This window comes from Halonotius pteroides, assembly GCF_003605635.1.
GTDB lineage: Archaea > Halobacteriota > Halobacteria > Halobacteriales > Haloferacaceae > Halonotius > Halonotius pteroides.
In genome coordinates, this window is record NZ_QMDW01000004.1 from 16,745 (window position 1) to 26,941 (window position 10,197).

15 protein-coding genes and 1 pseudogene are annotated in these 10,197 nt (G+C 59.6%); 10 read left to right on the plus strand and 6 right to left on the minus strand.

Annotated elements, in window-relative coordinates:
- Window positions 1-201: 201 nt before the first annotated feature.
- Window positions 202-2,067: a carbon starvation CstA family protein gene (locus tag DP106_RS03875; protein WP_120083540.1), complete on the plus strand. Its 1,866-nt coding sequence runs from the start codon at window positions 202-204 to the stop codon at window positions 2,065-2,067.
- Window positions 2,068-2,082: 15 nt separating this feature from the next.
- Here DP106_RS03875 and DP106_RS03880 read toward each other — a convergent pair whose 3' ends face one another.
- Window positions 2,083-2,685: a hypothetical protein gene (locus tag DP106_RS03880; protein ID WP_240625316.1), complete on the minus strand. Its 603-nt coding sequence runs from the start codon at window positions 2,683-2,685 to the stop codon at window positions 2,083-2,085.
- A gap of 75 nt (window positions 2,686-2,760) precedes the next feature.
- Between DP106_RS03880 and DP106_RS03885 the strand changes: the two genes are divergently transcribed.
- Window positions 2,761-2,976, plus strand: a complete 216-nt coding sequence (locus DP106_RS03885) for a hypothetical protein (protein ID WP_120083542.1) — start codon at window positions 2,761-2,763, stop codon at window positions 2,974-2,976.
- Window positions 2,977-2,986: 10 nt separating this feature from the next.
- On the opposite strand, the gene DP106_RS03890 is transcribed toward DP106_RS03885, so the two are convergent.
- Window positions 2,987-3,202 (minus strand): hypothetical protein, encoded by a 216-nt coding sequence (locus DP106_RS03890; RefSeq protein WP_120083543.1) that lies wholly within the window; start codon window positions 3,200-3,202, stop codon window positions 2,987-2,989.
- 57 nt (window positions 3,203-3,259) lie between these two features.
- Between DP106_RS03890 and DP106_RS03895 the strand changes: the two genes are divergently transcribed.
- Both DP106_RS03895 and DP106_RS03900 read left to right on the plus strand, forming a co-directional pair.
- On the plus strand, window positions 3,260-3,577 hold the full coding sequence (locus DP106_RS03895; protein WP_120083545.1) for a hypothetical protein: 318 nt from the start codon (window positions 3,260-3,262) through the stop codon (window positions 3,575-3,577).
- Between the two features lie 83 nt (window positions 3,578-3,660).
- Window positions 3,661-3,864, plus strand: coding sequence for a hypothetical protein (locus tag DP106_RS03900; protein WP_120083546.1), 204 nt, complete (start codon window positions 3,661-3,663; stop codon window positions 3,862-3,864).
- On the opposite strand, the gene DP106_RS03905 is transcribed toward DP106_RS03900, so the two are convergent.
- Window positions 3,865-5,064 (minus strand): CobW family GTP-binding protein, encoded by a 1,200-nt coding sequence (locus DP106_RS03905; protein ID WP_120083547.1) that lies wholly within the window; start codon window positions 5,062-5,064, stop codon window positions 3,865-3,867.
- Window positions 5,065-5,187: 123 nt separating this feature from the next.
- On the opposite strand from DP106_RS03905, the gene DP106_RS03910 reads away from it, so the two are divergent.
- The 6 genes and pseudogenes from DP106_RS03910 to DP106_RS03930 all read left to right on the plus strand — a co-directional run bounded on the left by DP106_RS03910 (window position 5,188) and on the right by DP106_RS03930 (window position 8,480).
- Entirely contained in the window at window positions 5,188-5,484 is a 297-nt protein-coding gene (locus tag DP106_RS03910) for a hypothetical protein (protein WP_120083548.1), read from the plus strand.
- Window positions 5,484-6,464: an ArsA family ATPase gene (locus DP106_RS03915; RefSeq protein WP_120083549.1), complete on the plus strand. Its 981-nt coding sequence runs from the start codon at window positions 5,484-5,486 to the stop codon at window positions 6,462-6,464. Before DP106_RS03910 ends, DP106_RS03915 begins: the two co-directional genes overlap by 1 nt.
- Before the next feature lie 73 nt (window positions 6,465-6,537).
- Complete coding sequence (locus tag DP106_RS03920; RefSeq protein ID WP_120083551.1) at window positions 6,538-6,909, plus strand: hypothetical protein; 372 nt, start codon at window positions 6,538-6,540, stop codon at window positions 6,907-6,909.
- A gap of 204 nt (window positions 6,910-7,113) precedes the next feature.
- A pseudogene (locus tag DP106_RS16505) lies at window positions 7,114-7,176 on the plus strand (hypothetical protein); the annotation flags it as partial.
- Window positions 7,177-7,229: 53 nt separating this feature from the next.
- Window positions 7,230-7,361, plus strand: coding sequence for a zinc-ribbon domain-containing protein (locus DP106_RS16465; RefSeq protein ID WP_321167544.1), 132 nt, complete (start codon window positions 7,230-7,232; stop codon window positions 7,359-7,361).
- A 207-nt stretch (window positions 7,362-7,568) separates the two neighbouring features.
- Window positions 7,569-8,480, plus strand: coding sequence for a 1,4-dihydroxy-2-naphthoyl-CoA synthase (locus DP106_RS03930; RefSeq protein ID WP_120083552.1), 912 nt, complete (start codon window positions 7,569-7,571; stop codon window positions 8,478-8,480).
- A gap of 83 nt (window positions 8,481-8,563) precedes the next feature.
- Here DP106_RS03930 and DP106_RS03935 read toward each other — a convergent pair whose 3' ends face one another.
- The 3 genes from DP106_RS03935 to DP106_RS03945 all read right to left on the minus strand — a co-directional run bounded on the left by DP106_RS03935 (window position 8,564) and on the right by DP106_RS03945 (window position 10,144).
- Entirely contained in the window at window positions 8,564-8,962 is a 399-nt protein-coding gene (locus DP106_RS03935; protein ID WP_120083553.1) for a PIN domain-containing protein, read from the minus strand.
- Window positions 8,963-8,966: 4 nt separating this feature from the next.
- Window positions 8,967-9,233 (minus strand): AbrB/MazE/SpoVT family DNA-binding domain-containing protein, encoded by a 267-nt coding sequence (locus DP106_RS03940; protein WP_120083555.1) that lies wholly within the window; start codon window positions 9,231-9,233, stop codon window positions 8,967-8,969.
- A gap of 134 nt (window positions 9,234-9,367) precedes the next feature.
- Window positions 9,368-10,144, minus strand: a complete 777-nt coding sequence (locus tag DP106_RS03945; protein WP_120083556.1) for an alpha/beta fold hydrolase — start codon at window positions 10,142-10,144, stop codon at window positions 9,368-9,370.
- Window positions 10,145-10,197 lie beyond the last annotated feature (53 nt).

Genomic DNA, 10,197 nt, shown 5'->3' on the forward strand with positions numbered 1-10,197 from the left:
CTGTAACGCCGATTAGTGCACTCAACGGTCGGGGTTAGATGATTTTTCTAGAGACTTACAGTTATTTCACATAGGTATTTTAACACGATTCTGAAGTATCGATTAAAATTCGGGTCTTAATTTTATTCTGAAACTATTAATTATCTAAATTTGGGTAAGGACTAAGTAATGATAATCTATGTATGTTATTGGTGTTATCAAATGACACAGGTAATCTGGATTATCGTCGCGGCACTCACAACGTTCACCGTCGGGTATATGGGATACTCACGGTATCTGTCACAGTTCGTTGAGCTGGACGAAGAGACAGAAACACCGGCACACAAGTACGAGGATGGACAAGAGTATGTCCCCTCAAAAAAGCCGGTGCTGCTTGGCCATCACTTCTCAAGTATCGCCGGCGGGGCCCCCATCGTCGGCCCGATCACGGCCGGGGCGGTGTGGGGTTGGGTACCCGCGCTGTTGTGGATCGCGATCGGCAACCCCTTGATGGGTGCCGTTCATGACTTTATCTCGCTGTCCGGGTCGCTCCGGCATGAAGGAAAGTCGATCGGCTACATCATCGGCGAGTACGTCGGCGAGCGTGGCAAACAGATGTTGCTGTGGTTCGCATTCCTGACGATCATCCTCGTCGTCGCCGTCTTCGCACTCGTCGTTGGGATCGTGTTCAACGCCTACCCCGAGGTGTCAACAGCCTCTAGTGTCTACATCGGATTAGCACTCCTGTTCGGTCTCTATCTCTACCAGTTTGATGGCCCATTCATCCCCGGAACAGTGGTCTTTGTTGGAGGTGTGTTTGCGGCCGTGTGGGTCGGGATGGAGTACCCGATCGCACTGTTTGAGCCGACCGCCGAACGAACGGCAGAACTCGGTGTGACTGTCCTGTTGAGCGGTTCCGGTCAGTGGGTGCCCGGTGCGGCATCGCTCGGAGCCAATACGGCGGCGTGGATTCCGGTTGTGATGGTGTACGCCGCGATCGCCAGCGCGCTGCCGGTTTGGACGCTGCTTCAACCGCGAGATTACCTCTCATCGTTCCTGCTGTACGCGGGTGTCGGTGGGTCAGTCGTGGCGATCATCGTGGGAACGCTGCTCGGCACCGCAACTGATCCGCTCGTGATCGACTCCTCGCTCGGTGCGTTCAACGGCTTCTGGGGCGTTGAGGGCGTCTTTTTGCCGCTGTTCCCACTGTTGTTTGTGACCATTGCCTGTGGGACGATCAGCGGGTTCCACTCGCTTGTCTCCTCGGGAACGACAGCCAAACAGCTCGACAAGGAGACCGACGCCCGGCTGATCGGCTACGGTGGGATGCTCGGTGAGGGCCTGCTGGCATCAGTCGCGCTGTCGGCACTCGCCGTGTGGGGCTTTGCGGATCCGGCCGGTGGGATCGGTGCCGCACTTCCGAACTTCGCCTCCGGCGGTGGAATCATCCTGACGAGTCTTGGAATCCCGGAAACAGTCGGTGCTGTCTTTATGGCACTCGTCCTCGTGAGTTTCCTGCTCACCTCAACCGATACAGCGGTTCGACTCGGCCGGTATATGATGGAAGAGATCGTTGGGCTCCCAGCCGGCGAGACTGATACGGGGCTCAACGGAAGTATCGGCTCGATCGCTCGTGGCCGCTACACAAACCCGCTGGTACAAACCATCCCGGCGTACCTGCTTGTCGTCTCCGGCCAGTGGGTGACGTTGTGGGCACTGTTCGGTGGTGCCAACCAGCTGTTGGCTGCCCTCGCTCTGTTGACGGGAACCGTCTGGCTCGCCAACTGGGATGCGACAAAACAGCTGGCGACAACCGGTGTTCCGATGGCACTGATGGTGACTATCACCGTTCTCGGACTCGCCTGGCTCGTGTTCTACGAGAACCTTTACAGCAACCTCTATCTCCACTTTACCGGCGGGCTTGCGGAGCCGCTTGCCGCTGAGGCAATCGCCTCCTCGGCGGTACAGGCGATCCTCGGGTTGGTGTTGATTACGCTCGCGCTCTTGTTGGTGCGCATCGGCTATCAGAACATCCGGGAGGTGCGATCCGACGCCGACCGAGCCGCGGTCAATCCGAGCGACGATTAAGCTGTCTCCGCTTTTTTATCGCCAAAACCGCTTTGCGACCCGGGAGAGCAACCCATCGTCCGATTCGGAAACATCATCCCAAAGCCGGAAAGCCGCCGCGACATCGGCCGTCTGGCTGGCGATACAGGTTTGCTTGTCGGGTGCAACCACGACGAGATTTATCTCGTAGTGACCGTAGTAGCCGAACTTCAACAGGGTGCGATCCCGGAACCCCGAAACGTAGTCGGCGACCGACTCCGGGATACTGTCGGCAATGACGACAAACGTAATATCGGTTCCGTAATGTTCCTCGTCTGGATCGATCCACGAATCCGCAAGGTCGTGGCCATCATCGACGAGTGTCTCAACCATCTGGACGGTCGGCCGATCGGTGTGTTCGACGAGAAGGTGCTCTTCGGTTTCGTGATCGGCATAGCTCAAGGCCGGATGAAAAAACTGCTTTTGGGTTTTGGCGCGAAACGCTCCGTAGAGCGTCCAGCGTCTGCCGGCCGCCCGATATTCCCGTTCGAGGTCGTAGTTGTACAGTAGCCGTTCGGCAACTGACGAGAGATACTGATCGTCCCACTCGGGAACCCCCTCGCGGATCGCCGCTGGCACGGTTTCGGCCTCCTTGCTCACAGCCAGTTACACAGGAAGTAGATACAAAAATCCCGCGGGGATATTTAAGTGTCCGCCGGTCATAAATTATGAGTAATGAGTGAGAAACAGACCGAGGCATGCGGTCGATGTTCGATGTCGACTGTTGTCGACGCCGTTGCCGACGAGACATCCGGAGGTCGTGACCCAACCGACGGCGACCGGATCGAGGTTTCCGAGGCCGCCCTCAGCCGTGTCGCTCCCGGGGCGTGGCTCGGTCGGGTGACGGCGCGACTCAATGCGGTTGCCCGACGGGTGACCTACGATCGGTAGCAACCTCTCTTCACCGCATCGTCACCGCGTACGTTAGTGCGAACACGATGATCGCTGCCGTTGCGACGTTGAGAAGCGAAAACGCCGCTACGTCAATAATCGAGAGTCCGCCGATGATCGTCCAGCCGAGTAGCGTCGATAGGATAGCGTTAAGCCCAAGCAGGACGCGGGGATCACCGTCAGATGTAGCGACTCCATCCCCAAATCCGCCATCATCAGCACTCATACCACATAATCTTTTATCTGACACTTAGTTTTTGTTGCCGCAACACCTACGTATGGTATGCGCCCACACAACCGGGACGGCGTTGCCGTCGATCCGGTTCCGTTTGTCGTTGTGTTTGGGCTTGCGGCCCTGATGTTGTTGTCGTTTGGGCCGCTGTACGGCCAAGCTATCGGTGTCTCGCTGTCGGCCGCGCTGTCGGCTTCGGCCGGATTGACCGTTGTGGCGGCTGTCATCGCTTACTACCGACATATCTGGACAGCCCAGCCAGCCGTCACCCGTGGATCGTCGGTCAGGCTGCGCGCCGAGCGGCTCTTTGAGTTGATGATCATCCTTGCGGTCGTGTTCGTCGGGCTTGCGATCCCACTGGTTGTCTGATCGCGGCCACGCCCCCACCGGTTGTGCGACAAACTAACACAACACCCGTATGATTGTATGTGTAGACTGCTATCGGTGTGGACATGGGACTTATTGACTCACTGACCGACGCGTTTTCCTCGCCATCGCCCGCAGATCGCCCCGACGACGGCTCGAAGGGGGCGTACTGGTGTGACGACTGCGCCAATCGCGTTCGTGATGTCGAACTGGAGGGCGAGCCGGTCTGTCCGGACTGTGGCGCGGAGATGCGATTTGAGCGGGCCACCGGGCGTGACTGTGCCTGCTGATTAGGGCGCTTTGATAATGACCTCCTCGCCGTCGTCGGTCGGAAACGGGTGTGTCTCAGGGGAATCTGCTGCGTCTGCGTCAGCGAATGTATCGGCCATCCCCGTCTCAATCGCTGTCTCATCGTAATCGGTGCCGATAAACACGAGTTCAGTCCGGCGGTCGCCGTGTTCCTCGTGCCACGGTAAGTCTGGCCGATTTGAGCGGTACATCTCGCGATCAACTGCGGGAAGGGTGGCGATCCACGGCCCCTGGGTGGTGGCTCTGATCGACGGCCCTGCCTGACTGACCGTGATTCGGTTGTCGTTGCCGGCGATCCAGACGGTTCCTTTGGCGCGAATCACGGTTGTTGGCAACCCGCGAAGAAACGACGCAAACTGTGCCGGCGACACCGGCTGGTGGCGACAGATGGTTGTCGACGAGACGCCGTACACCTCGTCAGGATGGGTATGAGCGTCGTGATCCTCGGTGTGGTTGTCGTGTTCGACGGCATCGTCGGACAGTGCACGTTTCCACCCTGGGAGCTCCTCGATGGCGGTGGCGTCGAACCGATCACTTCCGAGCAGTCGATCCGGCTCAACGGCCGAAAACGTGGTTTCTATCCCCGTGGCGTCTGGCTGAAGTCCCCCAACCAGCGACCGCGCGCGGGTTAGCTCGTCGTCGGTACACTGGTCGGCCTTGTTCAGTAGCACGACGTTCGACAGCTCCACCTGCTCGACCAGCAGATCCGAAAGGGGTCGATCGCCGTCGGTGCCGCGGCGTTCCGGCGTCTCGGTGTCGCTGAACTGATCGAGAAACAGCGGGGTATCGAGGACAGTGACAACGGCGTCAACGTCGTACAGCGCGGCGACGCGTGATTCGGTCGTGAACAGCCGTGCGATCGGGGCTGGCTCGGAGATTCCCGACGGCTCAACCACGAGATGATCAAACGAGCGATCGCGGGCCAGCCTGACGACCGCGGCTTCAAGATCATCCTGGAGCTCACAGCAGATACACCCGTTCGATAGCTCCGCGACGCCGTCGTCAACGTCGAGCTCCGAGCCGTCGGCGACGAGTTCGGCGTCAACGTTGACAGTGCCCATATCGTTGACCAACACCGCAAGATCGGTGTCGTCGGCTGTTGACAGCAGGTGATTGACCAGCGTTGTTTTCCCCGCGCCAAGACTCCCGGAGAGGAGTGTCACCGGAGTCACGTCGCTCATGCAGCGTCGTAGCAGACCGATCCCGTTAACGTTCACCCAACTCCATGTGCTCTCGTTGGGTGTTGTGTCCGATAGCCGGTGATCCACACCAGACTTTACTTGATGTTTGTTATGGTATCGGGTATGGAACTCGCCAAACGAATCGATCAGTTCCGGACGACGCTGAAACGGTGGCTTCGTGGCCTCTATCACGGGATGATCACCCATCCCGCCTACGAGAAGGTTGAAAATGAGGCCGAAGACACGGAGGACGCGTTCATGCTGGCGTGTTTTCCTGATGCCTTTGGCATTCCGTCGCCGGTGTCGTACTACACCGCCGAGCTGCTTCCGTATCTCGAATCCGAGTTTGAGGGCTGGGAACGGCGGCTGTGGGATCGTGACTCGTATGTCGAACGAAAGGGCCAGCAGTACCACTTCTGATGGAGCCGTTTGTCTTCTTTGGTGGGAAAGGCGGCGTCGGCAAGACAACCATCTCCAGCAGCTACGCGCTGAAGTGTGCCCGTGACGGCTACGACACGCTGGTGGTCTCAACCGACCCAGCACACTCGGTCGGCGACGTGTTCGATCAATCGTTCGGCGACGATGCTACCCCGGTTGACGGCGTTGAGAACCTCTGGGCGATGCAGATCGACCCTGAGGATGAGGTAACGCGACATCTCGACGAGCTCCGACAACAGCTGTCCGAACAGGTGTCAACAGCGATGGTCTCGGAGATCAACCGGCAACTGGAGATGGCCCACGGAACACCAGGTGCCTACGAGGCAGCCCTCTTTGATCGGTTCGTTGAGGTGATGCGGAACGCCGAGCCGTACGATCGTGTTGTCTTCGACACCTCCCCGACCGGGAGCACGCTTCGGCTGCTCGGGCTGCCGGAGCTGCTGGAAGATTGGATCGATCGACTGATGCAGAAACGAAAGGTCAGTATCGATCTGTTTGAGAAAGCAGCCGTCGGCAACAACGAGCCGCGACGCGTCATGGATGGCGATCCCGTGTTGGCACAGTTACAGGAGCGAAAATCCTTCTTCGAGTTTGCCGGCCAGACGCTTCGGTCGGATGCGGCCTTTTTTCTTGTCTTCAATCCTGATGAGCTCTCACTCAACGAAACAGCGCGGGCGATCAGCGATCTCGAAGAGAGCGATCTGTCGGTTCGTGGGCTTGTCGCCAACAAGCTGACGCCAGCCCCCGATGAGGATGAATCCGGCCGTGGCGCGCAGTATCTTCGTGATCGGATCGAGACCGAATCTAAGCGCCTCACCCGCGTCCGCGAGGAATTTGCCCCGGAGCTCGTTGCGGAGATCGAAACCCGAACCGCCGAGGTAAAAGGCGACCTGTTGGCGGATGTCGCCGATGAGATCAAGATACATACCACCGTTGATCCGTCATCGACCGTGGAGCAATAGTACCCATCAGTCGACCACAGGCAACCGATAGCATCCACAGGATTTGAGTTCTACCCAACAAAACACCACCGCTATGCTCGATGAGGGCGCGGTACTCGATACGTTTCCCGACAGCCCGGTGCCGACGACCGCCCTAGCTGATTTAGAGCGCCACGAGGCGATCCTAACGGCGATCCCGATCACGGCTGTGACACACGGGAGCCGAGAGGTCTCCGAACGGGTGTTGGTACAGACTGAATCCGCGGCGATCGTCGCCGTTTACGACGAGGGATGGACGGTCGATCACCGAGTCACCGCGGCCAACCGCGACAGCGGCGAGGTGTTTCAGGAAGCGATGATCCGCGCCCAAGGCGACAACAGCTTGGTCGAACCACCGGAAGATCAACCAGTGGCTGGTGCCTCCGACAGCGAATCCAGTGATACGAAGCTATCTGACGACAGCTGAGCGACAACAGCACAAAGACGACTGGCTCCTCACAACACCAGTGTAGCCACAACAATCAGGTAGTCCCGCAGCGATACTCAACCCGTGTCGACACCGGTGTTCTCGTTGACCGGATCGCCTTTCTACTCCGCGATGAGTCAACGCCGGCCGGCCGAGCGACCAACGCCGTCCTCTATGCGTTGAACACGGTGTTCGTCCGTCGGCTTTGGCGATATTATACCGGTAACCGCCGCCGGTCGGTGGATCACCGTGTTGGTCGGATTTGTCCTGATTCCGTGGCAGGCGACCCGGCTTCGCCAATCAACGGCTGAGAGGGCGACATCGGCTGTCCTCGCTGTGGCACGACTGTCGCCGACAGCGACCGATACTGCCGACGGTGTGGCCGGCGACTGGCTCCCGAAACACCATCGATGGACACAGGTGGTGAGACCGACCGCGACAGCGGTAGCTGACGACAGCCGTCGTAACGATCGCTGCACGCTACGTCGATTCCACGACCGGTTTGCGGCGGTGACGTGGCGGAGCGTGCACGCACGATACTCGGCAATCAAGAACGCGTTACCGCATGTATCGGTAATCGCAGTGGCGACGATCCTGTGTCTCTGTGCAGGACTCGACCGATCGGCTGGGTTTTTGTTGCCGCCGCCCCACCTGTCGGTATGGTTTCGGCTCTCTTTGATCCCGACCGCTGGAAGGCGGTCGACGACTTCGCATTCGACGACATCACCTACCACCGCGGCAGTGACGTACCCGCGGTGCGGATCGCCTTCGACCGCCCGGAGGTTCGCAACGCCTTCCGGCCCGGCACGGTCGACGAACTCTACACCGCTTTGGATCACGCCCGGAAACAGGCCGATATCGGCTGTGTGCTACTGACCGGTAACGGCCCCGCCGAGGATGGCGGCTGGGCGTTCTGTTCGGGTGGCGACCAGTCGGTGCGTGGCGGCTCCGGCTATGAGTACCGCGATGACGACGAGGCGAGTGCGGACGACGACCCCGCAGTGAAGCAGGCTAGGGCGGGTCGACTCCACATCTTGGAGGTGCAGCGGCTCATCCGCACGATGCCGAAACCCGTCGTCGCCGTGGTGCCGGGGTGGGCTGTCGGCGGCGGCCACTCGCTGCACGTGATCTGTGATCTGACGCTCGCCAGCGACGAGCATGCCAACTTTCTCCAGACCGACCCCGATGTGGCCTCCTTCGATGGCGGGTTCGGCTCGGCGTATCTCGCCAAACAGATCGGCCAGAAGAAGGCCCGCGAGGTGTTCTTCCGCGGGAAGACCTACTCCGCTGCGGAGGCCGCCGATATGGGGATGGTCAACGAGGCGATCCCGCACGACGAGCTTGAGGATGTGGCGCTGGAGTGGGCCGAGGAGATGACGGCGAAAAGTCCGACGGCGATGCGCATGTTGAAATTTGCGTTCAACGCGACCGACGACGGGATGATGGGCCAGCAGGTTTTCGCCGGCGAGGCAACGCGGCTGGCGTATATGACCGACGAGGCGAAAGAGGGTCGGGATGCTTTTCTAGAGGATCGAGAGCCAGATTTCGACGACTTCCCGTGGCATTACTGAACGGAGTACGATCGCAATCAAAAGTGTCGCAAAATCAGAAGAACGATCACCGAATCGATCTCGGTTAGGATGATACCACTCGATTACGAGCCGAGTTTATCGAGCGGGACGCGGTCGAGTTCGATAGCATCGTAATCCTGCTCGGTCGTCAGCACCGACTCGTCGCTGACAATCGCAATCCCGGCGTGGATCGCGTCGAACGGGGTGAATTCCTGCTCAGCGGCGAGCACCGCAGCAGTGAGCACCGCCTCCTCGTGTTCGGGCGGTTGCACGGGGACTAACTCGACGAGGTCGGCAACGACACGCCCGATATCGATACCGTAGTCGGCGGTCTCGGGGTCGTATGTAAGCATGAAAAATTCGGTATAGGCAGCAATCGACGTGTGAATATCCTCGTAGTCGTCCAGTGCATCGAGTGCGGCATCCTGCAGCCAGTCATCCTGCTTCGCTAGTCCGATCAGAAAATCGGTTTCGACGTACATTCCGCTATTCGGACGCCTGCCGGTCACGGTCGTCGATCTCGGCGTCTATCTCAGCCTTCGCAGTCGCAATCGATTCGTCCTCGATATCCTCGGGGTCGATGTCCGCCAACGCATCGCCGACGGCGTCTTGAATTCCTTCGATTGGATCGTCGTCAACCGGTAGCAACACGACGTGTGTCGGGAGTTCGACGATCCGGTAGCGATCCCCGTAGCGATCCCTGACATCCTTCGGCAGGTAGATCCGCCCCCGGTCGTCAGCTGTTGTTCCCACACGTAGCAATATGACCGTGTGTTACCTAACATTTTCCCGTATCGTTGGTTGTCGACGTGAGAACCACGCACTGGAGACCGGCCAGCCAACCGTTGATGACGCCCGTACGGCATCAGTGAGTGTAACCATGACTCCTACCGACCGACAGCCGCCGGATCGTCGTCAAACGTCGCCACCAGTTCAGCCACACGCTCTGACTTCGACAGGAGGCCAAGATGACCAACCCCGTCGATCTCGACATGCCGACTCTTCGCGTGTGCGTCCTCGACAGCATGTGCACCCTCAGCGAGATGATCCGGGCCATGCTCACCGATCAACAACAGCATCGGGGTGTCGAAATCAAGCGACGACAGCTCAAAGGCCTCGATCGCTTGTAGCTCCCGAATCACCGTGTCAATCCAGGCCATGTTGATCTGCTCGGGCCACCACGGCATCGCTGTCACATCGGAGATCCCGCTGCCGGCCTCGAAAAAGAGCCGCATCGCCTCGGTTTCGTTGCCCGCGTGGACTTTCGATCGCACCTGTGCAGACAGCGGTGGATCGGCTCCGTCACCGACTGTGACCGCCGGTTCATACAGAATGAGGCGACGGATATCCAGCGTTGGCGCGGCCGCCAGCGCGACCAACCCGCCGAAGGAGTGGGCCACCACCACCGGGTCGCCGTCGATGGCGGCGACGATAGCCTGTAGATCACCGATCTCTCGATCGAGGTGGTAGTCGTCGCCGTCGCCGCTGGCTCCGCGGCCGCGGCGATCCGGAACGATGACCGTGTAGTCGGCAGCGAGCTGAGAGACGATCGGCTGGAGACTCCCACCGGTGGCGGCGCTCCCGTGTAGAGCGATCAGTGGTGGGCCATCGCCGTAGCGCTCGACGGCGATCTCGGTGCCGTCCGCTGTGGTGACCGATTCCATGCAATCGGGTGGCGGCTCCAGCGGCAAGGATCACTCGATCCGGGGCGATATCC